Annotated in this window: 18 protein-coding genes; 5 read left to right on the top strand and 13 right to left on the bottom strand. The window is 56.1% G+C overall.

Annotation, left to right across the window (positions count from 1 at the left end; genetic code table 11):
• The first annotated feature begins 106 nt into the window (after positions 1 to 106).
• A complete protein-coding gene (locus tag DWQ09_13020) occupies positions 107 to 325 on the top strand; it encodes a translation initiation factor IF-1 (GenBank protein KAA3627244.1) in 219 nt (72 codons plus the stop codon).
• Positions 326 to 421: 96 nt separating this feature from the next.
• Here DWQ09_13020 and clpA read toward each other — a convergent pair whose 3' ends face one another.
• From clpA to DWQ09_13005, 3 genes are all read right to left on the bottom strand, one after another.
• A complete protein-coding gene (clpA, locus tag DWQ09_13015) occupies positions 422 to 2,689 on the bottom strand; it encodes an ATP-dependent Clp protease ATP-binding subunit ClpA (GenBank protein KAA3627243.1) in 2,268 nt (755 codons plus the stop codon).
• A gap of 23 nt (positions 2,690 to 2,712) precedes the next feature.
• Positions 2,713 to 3,030 carry an ATP-dependent Clp protease adapter ClpS gene (locus tag DWQ09_13010; GenBank protein ID KAA3627242.1) on the bottom strand — a complete coding sequence of 106 codons (318 nt, stop codon included), beginning with the start codon at positions 3,028 to 3,030 and terminating at the stop codon, positions 2,713 to 2,715.
• Between the two features lie 238 nt (positions 3,031 to 3,268).
• Positions 3,269 to 4,525, bottom strand: coding sequence for an NADP-dependent isocitrate dehydrogenase (locus DWQ09_13005; GenBank protein KAA3627241.1), 1,257 nt, complete (start codon positions 4,523 to 4,525; stop codon positions 3,269 to 3,271).
• A gap of 146 nt (positions 4,526 to 4,671) precedes the next feature.
• On the opposite strand from DWQ09_13005, the gene DWQ09_13000 reads away from it, so the two are divergent.
• Genes DWQ09_13000 through DWQ09_12985 form a run of 4 tightly spaced genes read left to right on the top strand, consistent with a single transcriptional unit; the run spans position 4,672 to position 8,345 of the window.
• Positions 4,672 to 5,118 carry an NUDIX hydrolase gene (locus DWQ09_13000; protein KAA3627240.1) on the top strand — a complete coding sequence of 149 codons (447 nt, stop codon included), beginning with the start codon at positions 4,672 to 4,674 and terminating at the stop codon, positions 5,116 to 5,118.
• Between the two features lie 49 nt (positions 5,119 to 5,167).
• Positions 5,168 to 6,328 carry a tRNA 2-thiouridine(34) synthase MnmA gene (locus DWQ09_12995; protein ID KAA3627383.1) on the top strand — a complete coding sequence of 387 codons (1,161 nt, stop codon included), beginning with the start codon at positions 5,168 to 5,170 and terminating at the stop codon, positions 6,326 to 6,328.
• A gap of 14 nt (positions 6,329 to 6,342) precedes the next feature.
• Positions 6,343 to 6,987 (top strand): lysogenization regulator HflD, encoded by a 645-nt coding sequence (locus tag DWQ09_12990; protein ID KAA3627239.1) that lies wholly within the window; start codon positions 6,343 to 6,345, stop codon positions 6,985 to 6,987.
• A 17-nt stretch (positions 6,988 to 7,004) separates the two neighbouring features.
• Positions 7,005 to 8,345, top strand: a complete 1,341-nt coding sequence (locus tag DWQ09_12985; protein ID KAA3627238.1) for a hypothetical protein — start codon at positions 7,005 to 7,007, stop codon at positions 8,343 to 8,345.
• 4 nt (positions 8,346 to 8,349) lie between these two features.
• On the opposite strand, the gene DWQ09_12980 is transcribed toward DWQ09_12985, so the two are convergent.
• From DWQ09_12980 to fabD, 10 genes are all read right to left on the bottom strand, one after another.
• Positions 8,350 to 8,838, bottom strand: a complete 489-nt coding sequence (locus DWQ09_12980) for a DUF1249 domain-containing protein (GenBank protein ID KAA3627237.1) — start codon at positions 8,836 to 8,838, stop codon at positions 8,350 to 8,352.
• Between the two features lie 67 nt (positions 8,839 to 8,905).
• Positions 8,906 to 9,688 (bottom strand): TatD family deoxyribonuclease, encoded by a 783-nt coding sequence (locus tag DWQ09_12975; protein KAA3627236.1) that lies wholly within the window; start codon positions 9,686 to 9,688, stop codon positions 8,906 to 8,908.
• Positions 9,689 to 9,753: 65 nt separating this feature from the next.
• Positions 9,754 to 10,125 (bottom strand): pilus assembly protein PilZ, encoded by a 372-nt coding sequence (locus DWQ09_12970; protein ID KAA3627235.1) that lies wholly within the window; start codon positions 10,123 to 10,125, stop codon positions 9,754 to 9,756.
• A 21-nt stretch (positions 10,126 to 10,146) separates the two neighbouring features.
• The gene (locus tag DWQ09_12965) at positions 10,147 to 11,130 is read right to left on the bottom strand and encodes a DNA polymerase III subunit delta' (protein ID KAA3627234.1); all 984 of its coding nucleotides are present in this window, start codon (positions 11,128 to 11,130) and stop codon (positions 10,147 to 10,149) included.
• A gap of 3 nt (positions 11,131 to 11,133) precedes the next feature.
• Positions 11,134 to 11,760, bottom strand: coding sequence for a dTMP kinase (locus tag DWQ09_12960; protein KAA3627382.1), 627 nt, complete (start codon positions 11,758 to 11,760; stop codon positions 11,134 to 11,136).
• 37 nt (positions 11,761 to 11,797) lie between these two features.
• Positions 11,798 to 12,808 (bottom strand): endolytic transglycosylase MltG, encoded by a 1,011-nt coding sequence (gene mltG / locus DWQ09_12955; GenBank protein KAA3627233.1) that lies wholly within the window; start codon positions 12,806 to 12,808, stop codon positions 11,798 to 11,800.
• A gap of 91 nt (positions 12,809 to 12,899) precedes the next feature.
• The gene (fabF, locus tag DWQ09_12950; protein KAA3627381.1) at positions 12,900 to 14,138 is read right to left on the bottom strand and encodes a beta-ketoacyl-[acyl-carrier-protein] synthase II; all 1,239 of its coding nucleotides are present in this window, start codon (positions 14,136 to 14,138) and stop codon (positions 12,900 to 12,902) included.
• Positions 14,139 to 14,253: 115 nt separating this feature from the next.
• Positions 14,254 to 14,490, bottom strand: coding sequence for an acyl carrier protein (locus tag DWQ09_12945; GenBank protein KAA3627232.1), 237 nt, complete (start codon positions 14,488 to 14,490; stop codon positions 14,254 to 14,256).
• Between the two features lie 145 nt (positions 14,491 to 14,635).
• Positions 14,636 to 15,379: a 3-oxoacyl-ACP reductase FabG gene (locus tag DWQ09_12940; protein ID KAA3627231.1), complete on the bottom strand. Its 744-nt coding sequence runs from the start codon at positions 15,377 to 15,379 to the stop codon at positions 14,636 to 14,638.
• On the bottom strand, positions 15,379 to 16,320 hold the full coding sequence (fabD, locus tag DWQ09_12935) for a [acyl-carrier-protein] S-malonyltransferase (protein KAA3627230.1): 942 nt from the start codon (positions 16,318 to 16,320) through the stop codon (positions 15,379 to 15,381). The genes DWQ09_12940 and fabD overlap by 1 nt, the downstream gene beginning before the upstream one ends.
• Positions 16,321 to 16,428: the final 108 nt, after the last annotated feature.

Genomic DNA, 16,428 nt, shown 5'->3' with positions numbered 1-16,428 from the left:
ACCCTTGTCAATGCCGTGAATATGCCCATAATTACGCGCTGGCAAAGAGAAGTGCACACATACCCCTTCACACGAAGAGTTCTGCGCTTCCATTTTTGGAGATTGGATGGCTAAAGAAGATCACATCGAGATGGAAGGCACAGTCGTTGAGACCCTGCCCAACACTATGTTCCGAGTCGAGTTGGAGAATGGCCACGTCGTGACCGCGCATATCTCGGGGAAGATGCGCAAACACTACATCCGGATACTGACGGGTGACAAAGTGACAGTGCAGCTGACCCCTTACGACCTCACCAAGGGCCGCATCACCTACCGCGCCCGCTGAACCCGCCGCCCGTACTCATCGGTGCGGCACTACCACGCAACGAGCAGCTAAATAGCAGTGGCTGCCGAGGAAAGGCAGCAACAACCTAGGCCCACGTCACTCGTGTACCGGTTGTTTCTTGCCCTCGATTTCAAATTTGAGTTTGGAATCTTCGGCATCCACCAGTACGCTGCCTCCCTGGACCAGGCAACCAAACAGCAACTCTTCGGCCAAGGGCCGTTTGATATGCTCCTGGATGACACGCGCCATCGGCCGGGCACCCATCTTTTCGTCGAACCCATGCTCGGCCAACCAGGCTCTTGCTGGCGCGCTGACCTCTAGCGCGACACCCTTCTCATTCAGCTGAGTTTCAAGCTCGATCAGGAACTTGTCCACGACGCGGCTGACGTTCTCCCGATCCAGTGACTGGAATTGAATAATGGCGTCCACGCGATTGCGAAACTCGGGCGTAAACATCCGCTTTATCGCCTCCATTCCATCAGAGGCATGGTTCTGACTGACGAAGCCGATCGAGGGGCGGCTCATGATTTCGGCGCCGGCATTTGTAGTCATCACCAATACGACGCTACGGAAATCGGCCTCGCGGCCATTGTTGTCCGTCAGCGTGCCGTGATCCATGACCTGCAGGAGCAGATTGAAGACGTCGGGATGCGCTTTCTCGATCTCGTCCAGCAGCAGCACGGCGTGAGGATTCTTGGTGATCGCTTCGGTAAGCAGTCCTCCCTGGTCAAATCCAACATAGCCGGGCGGTGCGCCAATCAGGCGCGATACAGTGTGTCGCTCCATATACTCCGACATATCAAAGCGAATCAGTTCCACACCCATCACCCGCGCCAACTGCCGTGTTACCTCCGTCTTGCCCACACCGGTGGGCCCGGCGAAGAGGAACGCACCTACCGGGCGCTCTTCATGGCCCAGTCCCGAGCGTGACATCTTGATCGCGGTGGCGAGTGTTTCTATGGCTTGATCCTGACCAAAGATCACCATCTTCAAATCGCGTTCCAGGTGTCGCAGTTGTTCCTTGTCGGATGCACTGACGCTCTTCGGCGGAATCCTCGCTATCTTGGCAACCAGATTCTCGATATCGGTCACGCCGATGGTCTTTTTCCGCTTGGAGGGAGGCAGCAGGTGTTGGCTGGCGCCCGCTTCATCAATGACATCGATGGCTTTATCCGGCAGGTGGCGGTCATTGATGTATTTGTGGGAAAGTTCAGCTGCCGCACGAAGCGCTGGTCGCGAGTATTTGATGCCATGGTGTTCCTCGAAACGCGTCTTCAGGCCTTCCAGAATCTTTACGGTATCTTCAACCGAGGGTTCGGATACATCGATCTTCTGGAACCGTCTCGCTAGCGCACGATCCTTTTCAAAAATGCCGCGGAACTCCTGGTAGGTGGTCGACCCAATGCATCTCAGCTCGCCCGACGCCAACATGGGTTTGATGAGGTTGGAGGCATCCATGACGCCCCCTGATGCGGCCCCGGCGCCGATCACAGTGTGGATCTCATCGATGAACAGGATCGCCTTGGGCTCTTTCTTCAATTGCTTGAGAACGGCCTTCAAGCGCTTCTCAAAATCACCCCGATACTTGGTCCCCGCGACCAGCGAGCCGAGATCGAGTGCATAAATGGTGCACCCTCTGAGGACTTCAGGCACCTCGTCTTCAATGATCTTCTTCGCTAAACCCTCGGCTATGGCCGTCTTGCCCACGCCCGCCTCGCCGACCAGCAACGGATTGTTTTTACGACGCCGGCAAAGGATTTGCACCACGCGCTCGACTTCGTCCTGGCGCCCTATCAACGGATCTATTTTGCCGGCAAGGGCCAGCTGATTGAGGTTGGAGGCAAAGTTCTCCAGTGGCTGGCTCGATGACTCTGATCCGCCCTCCTCCTCGGCACCAGTGGGCGCTATACCGTCGCTCTCATCGTCGTTGTGAACCTTGGAAATGCCGTGAGAGATGTAGTTGACCACATCAAGCCGCGCCACATCCTGACGGTTCAGGAAGTAAACCGCCTGAGACTTTTGTTCGTTAAAAATGGCAACCAGAACATTGGCGCCGGTTACCTCGCGTTTTCCCGCGGATTGCGCCTGAAACACCGCCCGCTGCAGTACGCGCTGAAAACCAAGTGTCGGCTGAGTTTCACGCTGATCACTCACCGGAATCAGCGGTGAAGTCTCCTCCAGGAAACTGACCAGATCACGCCGTAGCCCTTCAATATCCGCCCCGCACGCCCGGAGCACTTCGGTGGCCGTCGAGTTATCCAGCAAGGCAAGCAGGAGATGTTCTACCGTCAGAAACTCGTGCTTCTTTTCACGAGCCTCCTTGAAGGCATTGTTCAGGGTTAGTTCCAGTTCTTTACTAAGCATCGGACAGAACCTCCCTCAAGCGCCTACGCCTCCTCCATCGTACAGAGCAAAGGATGTTGATGACGGCGGGAATATTCATTTACTTGGGCGACCTTTGTTTCAGCGATCTCATAGGTATAGACGCCGCACACACCTCTCCCGCGGGTGTGTACGTGCAGCATGATCTGTGTTGCCTTCTCGCGACTCATACAAAAAAACTGCTCCAGTATCTGAACCACGAATTCCATAGGGGTAAAATCGTCATTCAACAACAATACCTTAAACAATGGAGGCCGTTTAAGTTTCGGTTTGGCCTCCTGTACGGCTAATCCGTCTTCATGATCCGATTTCCGCTCGCTCATGGGACCAGATTGTAGCGGAAAAGCCTGTGACTTTCGTCAACCCTTCACGGCAAAATCCACGAACCCTGTCTCTTTGACTTTAGCGCATTAAAAAAGTTGTGGAAGTAGCCAAAGATTAGATTTTTTTCTGTCTGGCAGTGGCATCCATCGTACGGCTCAGTGTGTGGCGGCCAAAAAAAAGGCCGGTCAGCTGCGGAGCTGAGCGGCCACCACAACAGCAAGGCTCGATCGCGACTTTTTACATATGGGAGCCCACGGCTTCGCCGAATTCGGAGCAACTGAGCAACTTTGCCCCGTCCATAAGCCGCTCGAAGTCATAAGTCACCGTTTTCGCATCGATGGCACCTTCCATACCTTTGACGATCAAATCGGCCGCTTCGACCCAACCCATATGTCGGAGCATCATCTCGGCAGACAGAATCAACGAACCCGGATTCACCTTGTCCTGTCCCGCGTACTTGGGCGCCGTACCGTGGGTTGCCTCGAACATGGCCACGGTGTCAGACATATTGGCTCCAGGGGCGATACCTATACCCCCCACCTGAGCCGCCAGGGCATCCGAAATATAGTCGCCATTGAGGTTCAATGTGGCAATTACATCGTACTCGGCCGGCCGCAGCAGGATTTGTTGCAGAAAAGCATCGGCAATCACATCTTTCACCACGATTTCCCGCCCCGTCTTGGGGTTTTTGAAGCCACACCATGGCCCCCCGTTGATCTCTGTGGCGCCGAACTCCTGTTTGGCCAACTCGTAGCCCCAGTCGCGGAATCCCCCCTCCGTGAACTTCATGATATTACCCTTGTGGACCAGGGTTAATGAGGGGCGGTCATTGTCGATAGCGTATTGAATCGCCTTGCGAACCAGCCGATGCGTTCCTTCCTGTGAAACCGGTTTGATTCCGATGCCCGAGGACTCCGGAAAACGAATCTTCTTGACACCCATCTCCCGCTGGAGAAAGTCGATGACCTTCTTGGCGGCATCGCTCTTGGCTTCCCACTCGATACCCGCATAGATATCCTCGGAGTTCTCGCGAAAAATCACCATATCGGTCTTTTCAGGCTCGCGGACCGGGCTCGGCGTCCCTTTGTAGTAGCGGACAGGGCGCAGGCAGACGTAAAGATCGAGGTTCTGACGCAAGGCCACGTTCAGCGAGCGGATGCCCCCACCAACCGGGGTGGTTAGAGGTCCCTTGATAGAGACCACGAATTCCTTTACAGCATTCAACGTCTCATCGGGCAGCCAGGTGTCTTTATCGTAAACTCGGGTGGCTTTCTCACCGGCGAAGAGCTCCATCCAGGCAATCTTCCTTGTCCCGCCGTAAGCCTTTTCCACCGCTGAATCAACAACTTTGATCATCACCGGCGTGATATCCACACCGATCCCATCCCCCTCGATGTAGGGGATGATCGGTCTTTCCGGCACAGTGAGGGAATTGTCCGCATTGACGGTAATTCGCTCGCCATCGGTGGGCACCGAAATCTTATCGTAGGCCATGGGTAATCCCCTCCAACCAAGTCTTTAAAAGAGCGCGATTATAGCCGGTTACCCCTAATCAGCAAATCTTATAGGCCAATAATTCATAGTAAACCAGCTTACCGGCCCCTCATTTACTCTAACCTGTTTATGGTAAGGTTCGCGAAATGCGTTGGACGCCTCATCTTACCGTTGCCGCTATTGCTGAACGCAACAAGACATTCCTGATGGTAGAAGAGCGAATCAACGGGAATTTGGTTCTAAACCAGCCTGCAGGCCACTTGAACGATGCCGAAAGCCTCCTGGAAGCGGTTGTTCGCGAGACCCTGGAAGAGACAGGCTGGCATTTTCATCCGGAATCGCTCGTTGGGATCTATCGCTGGCGCAATCCCGAAAACGGTGAAACCTATCTACGGGCCGCCCTCAGCGGCGAGTGCACTGATCACGAACCCCGCAGGCCGCTAGACGACGGAATTGAAGGGGTACTGTGGTTATCGCACTCGCAGATCGTTGCCCGAACCGTATCATTGAGGAGCCCGCTGGTGCTGCGATGCCTGGACGACTACCTGTCGGGCACACGTTATCCGCTGGCGCTGCTCCAGAATCTTCCCTGAGCCCAAGGAGTGACAAGCGGCCCGATTGCCCGGGCTTTTTCACAACGGCATGACAAAGCGATCTCCTAAACACGTCATCGTCGGTATGTCCGGAGGCGTGGACTCCTCTGTGGCCGCCCTGTTACTGAAGCAACAGGGCCACGATGTCCATGGCCTATTCATGAAAAACTGGGACGAAGATGACAACGGGGGCAAGTGCTCAGCGTCAGAAGATATGGCGGACGTCGAAGCCGTCTGCCGCATCCTAGATATTCCATGGCGCGCGGTAAACTTCTCCTTCGAGTACTGGGAGAAGGTGTTTGAGCGATTCCTGGCGGAATACAGCGCCGGCAGGACGCCGAATCCCGACATTCTGTGCAACAAGGAGATCAAGTTTCGTGCCTTTCTCGACTTCGCACTCGATCAAGGTGCAGATGCCATAGCCACCGGTCACTACGCACGATGCCACCTCGATGGGGGAGGCTATCATCTGCTGCGCGGAGCAGATTCAGACAAGGATCAGAGCTACTTTCTGTACACCTTGGGCCAGAAACCGCTGTCACACAGCCTGTTCCCGATCGGGCAACTGCTCAAATCGGAAGTTAGGCTTCTGGCGCAGCAAGCTGGCTTTCCAACTCACAACAAGAAGGACAGCACGGGCATCTGTTTTATAGGTGAGCGCCAATTCAAAAGTTTCCTGCAACGCTATCTTCCCGCCCGCCCAGGATTGATAAAAACGCTCGATGGCCGTGTCGTCGGCCATCATGAGGGCCTGATGTATTACACCCTCGGCCAGCGCCAGGGGCTGGGCATCGGCGGATTACGCGATGCCGCGCCCGACCCATGGTATGTTGCCGGGAAAAATCTGGATGAAAATACATTGATCGTCGTCCAGGGTGGCGACCACCCGGCGTTGCTGAGCACCGGCTTGACGGCGACGGATGTCCATTGGGTGAGCGGAACGGCGCCAGAAACGCCTTTTCGATGCACGCTCAAGGTGCGTTATCGTCAACCCGATCAAGGCGCGACCATTGTCGCCCTCGACAGCCAGAGGTGTAGAGTGCGCTTTGAACGACCGCAACGCGCAGTCACCCCAGGTCAATCAGTTGTTTTCTACCGCAATGAGGAGTGCCTCGGCGGCGGCACTATCGAACACCTTGAAGGCAATGCTGCTGAACTGCAGATTGGACCGGGCCTCGAAGTCACACACACATCCACCTCATCAGCTTAGAGACAGAACACTTCTTGATTCAGAACAGCAGAAACCGCACGTTGGCCCTGGGAGGACTGTTCCAGGCTGTGTCCCTGGTGCAAACGATTGCTTATACCGGCAAAGTCGAGGCGGCTGCGTTCGAAGCCAGTCTGCACAGCCTGTTTCAGATCGACGCCAAGGATGTTGAAGCCGTGTTCGGAACAGGAGGTGGTGTACTTACGGGGCTGCAGCAACTCCAGCGTCAGATTCAGGGGGGTAAAGAGTCCCGTGACATCGAAATCGCCAAGTATGTCGTTTCCCTGCTTTATCTCCAACGAAAACTCACAGCCGATCGGGAAATGCTCGCCCGCCTTCGCGAAGGTATCGAACGCGCCGCACAACAGGCAGCCCATTTCGGGACGCAACACGCCAATGTGCTTGCCAGCCTTGCCGACACTTACCTGAACACTGTTAGTACCTTGAAGCCCAGAATCATGGTGAACGGCGAGCACGTTCATTTGTCGAACCAGATCAATGCCAATCGAATTCGCACCCTGTTACTGGCGGGTATTCGTTCGATTGTTCTTTGGCGTCAGTGCGGGGGCAAGCGCTGGCAACTCATTCTAGGTCAGAAATCGATAGGCCGCGAAGCCGCTGAGCTGATCGCCGATCTCAGACCGGCGGAGTCGCTTGAATAGTCGGGGTCTTTCGTCTCATGAAAACGCTAGCACAAATTACCTGTCTGTTATGCTTGGCTGTGCTGCCAAGTGTTGGATGCACCTCGCGAACAGCCGTACCACCCGAGTCGGTACGCTTGATTTACATGGGCAACCTCGACGGTGAACTGGAGCCCTGCGGATGCACCGAAGAGGGCGATTTAGGGGGCATACTCAGACAGACGGAGATAATCGACCAGTTCCGCGCCCGCCACCCCGAACTCTTCATGGTTCATTCCGGTGGTCTGTTCAACAGCGCCATTGCAACCGACAGGATCACCAGTCAGTTCATTCTCTCCGGAATGGCCGAACAGGGCTTCGATGCAATCGGGCTTCAGTGGAAGGACTTGGCCTACGGCACCGAGTTCATCGCCGCGAGCGGGCTTCCGATAGTCGCCAGCAATTGGCCCGACAAGCGCTATGCGACTGAAAAGCGAATCAAACGCGGCGGGACAACTCTGGCTTTCTTCCAATGGTTGGACCCGGAGCAATCGCCGTACCGTGAGATGAAGGGCAACCACTTTCCGGTCGACACCACCACCGGCGCGCTCGAGCGCGCTCTGCGCAGTGCCCGCGCGGACGGCGCTCTGACTGTGTTGTCCACCACGCTGCCGCGTCCGGAGGCCAGCGCACGCCTTCCCGTCGCCCTGGCCGATATCGTTATTCTCCAATCCAATTACGAGATGTATGGCGAGCCGGTAATGGAAAACGGCACCCTCTATCTGCAGCCCGGATCACGCGGGCAGCGGCTGGCGCTGATCGAGGTACAGAGGAACGCGGCCGGGAGAATCACAGGCGCTCACCAGCAAGTGGTGAATCTACCGAGCAAGGTGGCTAATGCAGAGCGCCTAAGAGCATGGTATGAGGCGTTCACAGACGCTTTAAAGGCCGATTACAAAGAACGCGTCGCAACTCGTAAGGCGCGCGCCGCAGAGCCCTCGCCTTACGCCGGCGATGCAGCTTGCGGCAGCTGCCACACCGATGCCTACAAGATATGGAAAAGCAGCCGCCACGCCCGCGCCTTCGCCACGCTGGAGCGCGTCGACAAAGCGTTCGATGCCAACTGCTTGGGTTGTCATACCGTCGCTTTCAATCAACCCGGGGGATTTGTCGATCCGCAGATCACGGCAGATCGGCTCAACGTGCAATGCGAAGTTTGCCACGGGCCGGGACAGGACCATATTGCCAGCTCGGGGACTGCGCCGCTTTTAAAACCGGTGAGACCAGACAAGTTGGTTTGTCTTGACTGTCATAATCGTAGCCACAGCCCGCTTTTCGATTTCGAGCAGTACTGGCCGCGAATCCAACACGGGCTTGATCAGACGACAGCAGTACACTGATCCGCTAGGGCGCAGTAGCAGGTAGACTTCCCCCAAATGCAGTGGTCTGAAACCGGTGACCACACGCCAAGCAATACTCCAGCCACTTTTCAAGAAACCGGTTCTGCTGCCACTTGCGTTCGAGCACCCACCCGTCTACCGCAGGGGGTGTGGAGGGCGCTGAGTGGCTTTGTCTGGATTCTCCGAAGCCCACCACTTCCGCAACCCCGGCATCATGATAGACACGTACGATAATGTCGGGATCGGTCCGCGGCACACCGGTTTCACGAAACAGGTAGGTCAGCGACAAGGTTGTGGTGTAGCGAAAACGCTCCAATACTCTCAGGCGCAAGGGCAGATGCGCGGGTGCGCGTGATACGACCTCTGCCGGCAATCGTTCGTGATTACTCAGTAATTCATTGATGTAACGGTAGTTTTGCTCATAGATCGCCATGAGTCCGGCGAAGGACCCTGGGGTGCACAAACACTGACTCAAAAGCGACCTTGATTGCATGACAAGGAGGGTATCATACCCGGTAGGGGTCCTAGCAAAGGACAGGCCGAAGCCGATGAAATCCGCTCTAGGCTTGGCACGTAATGTTAAACAGCCGCTGGAAATTGGCTGTGGTCTGCACCGCCAGTTCCTCTGCAGACACCCCTCGAATTTGTGCGACTGTAGCCGCGACATACGTTACCCACGCAGGCTGATTGGATTTCCCACGATAAGGTAGCGGCGACAGGTAAGGGCTATCTGTCTCCACCAGAAGGCGATCAGTCGGAACGCTGGCGGCGGCATCCCGGATATCGCCCGCGGTAGGGAAGGTGACGATGCCGGAGAACGAGATATGGAATCCGAGATCGAGCGCCTCTTTCGCCTCGGCGGCTGTTCCAGTGAAGCAGTGCATGACCCCCCCGACGTCGCCCGCACCCTCCTCCCTCAATATTCGCAGCGTGTCCACCATTGCGTCTCTGGTATGGACTACAAGCGGCAATCGAGACGCGCGGGCAGCGCGAATATGCACCCGAAACCGTTCGCGCTGCCACTCGACATTACCTTGGCTGCGGAAATAGTCGAGTCCTGTTTCACCGATCGCAACAATGTCGGGATCTCGTGCTTCTGCGACCAGACGCTCAATGGTCGGCTCTTCGCCCCCCTGCTCATTTGGATGAACACCTACCGTTGCCGACACGAAAGGAAAACGTCGCACCAGTTCCATCATCGCCGGATAAGCTTCAAAATCTATGCCCACGCAGAGCACGTGGGCGACACCCTTCTCCCGAGCCGCTTTCAATGCGAGCCCGATATCTCCGTCAAAATCACGCAGATCCAGGCGGTCCAAATGACAATGGGAATCTACCAGCATGTGAAATCTTGCTATCGGAACGGGTGTACTGCGCAAACAACCGATGGCTGGAGCCAGCGGAGTGGTTACATGGTATGGGTGGAACGGTCAGAGTCCAGCATGCCGGCAAGGTAGGTCTCGATCTTTGCGCGGGTGGTCCCCCCATCTTGATCGCTGAACTGCACACCAATACCTGCGGCCCGATTACCTTCCGCTCCCTTGGGCGTAATCCAAATAATCTTGCCCGCGACGGGTAGCTTATCCTTCTCCTCCATAAGATTGATCAACATGAACACCTCATCCCCCAATTGATAAGGCTTGTTGGTAGGGATGAACAGACCACCGTTCTTCACAAAGGGCATGTAGGCCGCATACAGCGCATACTTGTCCTTAATCGTTAAAGACAATATGCCCTGTCGGGGCGCAGTCTGTGCCTTTTGTTCAGCCGAAGTGCTCATTGCATCATCGCCGGACGCTCCTCACCGCTTACCTAGCCGGTCCCAGCGCAAAAATAGATCTTCCACCAAGAGTTGTGTGTTGACCTGGGTCTCTGACATCCACCGCGCGTTCATAAGAGCATCCTGGTACTCAAACAGCTCCACGGGGTTTTTGGCCGCTGCCAATTTGGTCAGCCCCTTCCGGCTGTCCGAATTGCGAACACCCGGAGGATTGGGGACCATAGCCAAACGTATCATATCCGTCACATAACTCAATAACCAACTGCAAACTAGCTGGACATCGTGCTTGGCATACCGCGCTGCGGTGGTCGTGGGACCAGACCCGCCGCTTGCGATCCGCTCAAGGTCCTCAAGCAGCTGGGCACGCAATGCCAAATTGTCCGAACCAGCGATAGCCAGCGCACTTAATGGAGCACCCGCCACCACGTCGAGGGCGGTTTCTGGCGATTCGATACCTTGTTGGCGCAGCCAAACAAGAGCCTGTTCCCTCTCCGGAACCGCGAATGGCATCGCTTGGCAGCGGCTGCGTATCGTCGCCGGTAACGAACTGGGGCGAGAGCAGACGAGAACGAGCAGCGTTTCCGGTGTCGGTTCCTCGAGAGTTTTCAGCAACGCATTGGCCGCGGCGCGGTTCAAGCGTTCCGCAGGTGAAACAGATGCAACCTTGTACCCGCCATACTGCGATTTGAACGTCAAACCGTCTATCAGTTCGCGAACCGCGTCGATGCGTAACGACTTGCCCTGCTCCTCCGCGGTTACCCGGCGCACGTCGGGGTGGGTTCCTGCCCGGTACAGCTGGCATGCCATGCATTGGCCACAGGCATCGCCCCCTGCTTCCGGCTGCTTGCACAGCAGCGCCTGCATCAGCCGTTCGGCAAACCGCTCCTTGCCAATACCGTTGGGCCCGGTAAGCAGAATCGCATGTGGCAGCCGACCGGCAACGCGGCGGCGCTGAATGAGTTGCCAGGTGGTTTCATGCCAGGGCAGACAATTTTCGTGCGCCATACGCTAACACCATTGCCGGATCAGGTGCTGCAGAATAGTGCGCACCTGGTTGTGCACATGGTCCAGATCCTGTGCGGCGTCAACGATTCGGTAGCGCTCCGGGTTCTGTTTGGCGCGCTCTAGATAAGCCGTCCTCACCTGTTCGAAAAAGGCCTGCGCTTCGCTCTCGAAGCGATCTGCTGCACCGCGCCGCCCTGCTCGCGTGAGTCCCAACGATACGGGCAAATCAAAAAGTAGTGTGATATCGGGTCGCAAAGCGCCTTGCACAAAATTCTCCAGCAACGCAACAGACTCATCGCCCATACCCCGAGCTGCACCTTGGTAGGCGTAGGTTGCATCGGTGAATCGATCACAGATAACCCATCGCCCGGTTTTCAGTGCAGGCAGGATTACCTTCGCGACATGTTCGGCACGCGCGGCAAATACCAAAAGAAGCTCCGCTGTGTTGCTCATCGGTTCATCGCGGTGCTCGAGCAACAACGCGCGTATCTCTTCTCCCAGAGGGGTGCCGCCGGGCTCTCGAGTCGCAATGAACTCGATACCCTCCTCCTGCAGGCAATGTTCAATCAGTCGCAGGTTGGTCGATTTACCTGCCCCCTCACCGCCCTCAACGGTGATAAAACGTCCCATGCGCCCAAAATCGGCTTTCGTCTCCATAGGTCGCTATTCAATGCCTTTTCAGTTGATAGCGCTTAACCGCGGCCTGATGCTCTGCGTTGGTGTCCGAAAAATAGTGGCTACCGTCGCCTTTTGCCACAAAATAGAGCGCGGTTCCTGCCTCTGGGTGCAGCGCGGCCCTGATTGATGCAAGACCCGGCAACGCTATCGGCGTCGGTGGCAATCCACGACGCGTATATGTGTTATACGGTGTATCATCAACAAGATCTTCGCGTCTAATATTGCCCTGATAGCGCTCACCCATACCGTAGATAACAGTGGGGTCGGTCTGCAGACGCATGTTCTTCTGCAGCCGCCGCACGAAGACACCGGCTATTTGACCTCGCTCTGTGGCCAATCCGGTCTCTTTCTCTATGATCGAGGCCATAATCAGGGCCTGGTAGGGGTCATCGTAGGGCAGATTCTCCGCTCGTGCCGCCCACTCTTTTCGCAACCATTCTTCGAGGGTGTTCTGCGCGCGCCGCAGGAATTCGAGATCGGTTGTTCCCCTTGGGAATCGGTAGGTGTCGGGCGCGAACTGCCCTTCGGGATGCAGTGATTCCTTCCCGAGGCGTGTCATTACCAACTCGTCGCTGATGTCCTGAAGCGTTTGCTGAAGCGCATCATGCCGCGTGATAGCCTCCCGTAGCTGGCGGAAGGTCCAGCCTTCAAGCACCGTCAATTCGTGCTGAATAACCTCTCCGCTGACCAATAAATCGAGCAGCATTCTCGGCGTTATGCCGGCGGCCACCTGATACTCCCCGGCGCGAATACGCGACGCGACACCCTCCAGTCGCCCAAGCCACACGAAGTAGCGCGCATTTTGCAGAAGCTCAAGCTCTCTCATTTCATGGGCCAGACCGCGCAGGGTCGTTCCCGGCGCAACCTCCAGAACAACACCTTCCGGACCGAGGTTCAGGGGTCGATTGCTGAAGGCGCGAAAATCCCAAAGGTACCAGCCACCGACCAGACTGGCAGAGAGGATGAGAATACCGAGGAGACGGTGGAGACGCCGGAACATCGTTTCAGGATAACCCAAAGGTCAAAATTTCGGCAGACGGTAGCGGCAACAGGAAATTCTCCCTGCTTCCAGTCCACATACGGCTCAGGGACTACACTCGACGGAAAACGACCGTTCCGTTCGTGCCGCCAAAGCCGAAAGAGTTGGAGAGCGCGACATCGATTTTCATCTCGCGAGCGGTATGCGGTACATAATCCAGGTCGCAACCCTCATCAGGGTTATCGAGGTTAATCGTTGGTGGTGCGATTTGATGATAGATCGCGAGTGCCGTTAAAACGGCTTCTATACCACCTGCGGCACCGAGTAAATGACCAGTCATGGATTTGGTGGAACTCATGGCCAAGCTGTAGGCATGGTCACCAAAGGCCCCCTTGACTGCCAGCGTTTCGGCAATGTCTCCGGCCTCGGTCGAGGTACCGTGAGCATTGATATAATCCACTTCTTCCGGGTTGATACCCCCGTTGCGCATTGCGTTCTCCATGCAACGCCTGGCGCCATCCCCACCTTCCGATGGTGCAGTCATATGGTAGGCATCACCGCTCATACCGTATCCGACCAACTCGGCATATATCCGCGCACCACGCGCCTTTGCATGCTCGTACTCTTCCAACACAACAACACCCGCACCATCGCTCAGCACGAATCCGTCGCGGTCTTTGTCCCAGGGACGGCTCGCCGCCTGTGGATCGTCGTTACGAGTGGAAAGGGCCCGCGCCGCACAGAACCCACCCAAACCTAGCTTGGTGATGGCGTACTCCGCGCCGCCGGCCACCATCACATCCGCATCACCATGCTCAATAAGACGACCCGCTTCACCGATGCTATGAGTGCCGGTGGTGCAGGCGGTAACCATGGCGATATTCGGCCCCTTGATGCCGCGCATTATCGACAGATTTCCTGAAATCATGTTGATGATGCTGGCGGGTACAAAAAAGGGCGAAATTTTTCGCGGGCCACCGTTGGCATAGGCCTCATAGTTGGTTTCGATGGTATGAATACCCCCGATACCGGAACCTATGACGGTTCCAATGCGTTCCGCATTGGCTTCGGTTACCTCGATCCCGGCATCGTCCAGGGCCTGCATTCCCGCTGCGATACCGAAGTGGATAAAAGGGTCCATCTTGCGAGCATCTTTCCTGGACATGTACTGCTCAGGATCAAAGCCTTTGACCTCACCGCCAAACTGCGTCGCGAAAGCAGAAACATCGAAGCGGCTAATCGGACCAATGCCACTCCGCCCAGAGACGATGTTTCCCCAGCATTCCGCCGCTGATAGACCGACGGGAGCAACTGCTCCAAGCCCTGTCACAACTATGCGCCTCTTCGACAACGCCATACCCTTTCAATCTTGCTTACAGATCTCAAAACCGATCCGCAAAAAGAAAAGGCCGCAACCACCGATGTGGCAGGCCGCGACCTTTGTCTCCAGATATTACGCCTGCGGTTTAGCCGAGACGTGTATTCACGTAATCAATCGCCTGCTGAACAGTAGTGATCTTCTCGGCCTCCTCATCGGGAATTTCGCATTCGAACTCCTCTTCCAGGGCCATTACCAGCTCGACGGTATCCAGCGAGTCGGCGCCAAGATCGTCTACGAAAGAGGCTTCATTGGTGACCTCCCCTTCCTTGACCCCCAATTGTTCTACCACGATTTTCTTGACGCGTTCTTCGACGGTACTCATGATCGTCTATTCCTCCCAATAACGAATTCGGGCAGCAAACGCTGCGCCGGGTATTGTATTGAAAACTATCCCACTAGGCCACAATCGACCGTACCAGCCTCATTGCGACCTGCGGACTACGCAACCTGCAATAAATATTCTTAAACTAATTCATATACATACCACCGTTGACATGGAGTGTCTGACCGGTGATATAGCCTGCTTGAGGAGACGCCAGGAAAGCCACAGTAAAGGCAATGTCTGCCACGCTGCCCAACCGCTCCAACGGGATCTGGCTTTGCAGGTGCTGGCGTTGTTCTTCGGACAATGCTCGCGTCATATCGGTGTCGATAAAGCCCGGAGCAACCGTATTGACGGTGATGCCGCGACTGCCGACCTCACGCGCCAGCGACCGCCCAAAACCCATCATGCCTGCTTTGGCTGCTGCGTAATTTGTTTGTCCCGGATTACCGGTAGCCCCAACCACCGAAGCGATATTGATGATGCGCCCATTGCGCGCTTTCATCATGCCGCGCAAACAGGCGCGGCTCATACGAAATACGGAACCCAGGTTAGTGGCGACGATGGATTCCCACTCTTCGTCCTTCATCCGCATCAACAGATTGTCGCGGGTAATACCCGCATTGTTGACCAGTATCGAGGGCGGTCCAAACTCTTGCTGTATGCCCTTCATCAACGTATCCACAGATTCCTGGCTCGTCACATCGAGCACCCAACCACGACCAGTGATACCCCCACTCGAGAAAGCTTCGGTAATAGCTTGCGCACCACTGTCTGATGTCGCTGTTCCCACAACAACCGCTCCCCGACGCCCCAGCTCCTCGGCAATAGCGCGGCCTATCCCACGACTTGCGCCCGTTACCAAAACGATTTGCTCCGCAAGCTCCATTAACTATCCTCCTCGGCTCGGGCAATCGCCTTTTCCAGTGTCGCGGGATCATAGAAGGATAGGGCGTTGACTTCGCGACTGATTCGCTTGCACAGGCCCGCCAATACCTTCCCGGGACCACATTCAATCACGGTATTGACACCCTCATCGATCATGTAACGAACGCTGTCGACCCACAACACGGGACGATAGAGCTGTTGGCAAAGCTTTTCGCGAATCCTGGCGGGATCTTTCGCAACCTCGGCATCCACATTCTGTATGGTGGGGATTTTTGGAGTGCTTATCTCTATCTCATTGAGTTTGGCCGCCAATTTTTCAGCCGCAGATTCCATCAGGCTGCAGTGGGACGGGACACTGACGGGCAGTTGAACCGCTCGCTTCGCACCGGCCTCGGTAGCCAGCTGCAATGCACGCGCCACCGCTGAACTATCCCCGGCAATAACGACCTGACCAGGGGAATTGAAATTAACCGCTGCAACGACACCACCTTGCGCCGCTTGCTCGCAGACCGCACGTACCTGTTCGTCCTCCAGCCCAAGTAGCGCGGCCATGGCTCCCAGCCCTTCGGGTACGGCCTCCTGCATCAGCCTGCCACGCTCGGCAACAATGGCCACGGCGTCTTCGAATTGCAGACTCTGGGCGCAGGTCAGTGCGGTGTATTCGCCAAGACTGTGGCCGGCCAGATAAGTTGGCATAGGGCCGCCCTCCTCGTCCCACACGCGCCACAGTGCAACACCCGCGGTGAGCATCGCCGGTTGGGTAATCTGGGTACGATTGAGGCGCTCTTCCGGCCCCTCTTGGATGACTCTCCACAAATCCAGATCGAGGATTTTCGAGGCACTCGCAAAGGTCTCTCTGACCACGGGATAACTGTCGGCGATCTCGGCCAACATTCCGACTGATTGCGATCCTTGACCAGGAAACACGAAAGCAAAGGCCATTTCCGTCACCTGAATTGAATGTCGATGAGAAGATGTCTGTCAGACACCCGCTTAAAAGTCTCGGCCGCCTAAGCACGCCAAGTGCTCACCTGTGCGCGCTGCAACCCG

It is taken from the genome of Pseudomonadota bacterium, from assembly GCA_008501635.1.
Classification (GTDB): Bacteria; Pseudomonadota; Gammaproteobacteria; order QQUJ01; family QQUJ01; genus QQUJ01.
Note: the sequence above shows the minus strand (reverse complement) of the source record. Positions and strands in the feature narration are given on the sequence as shown.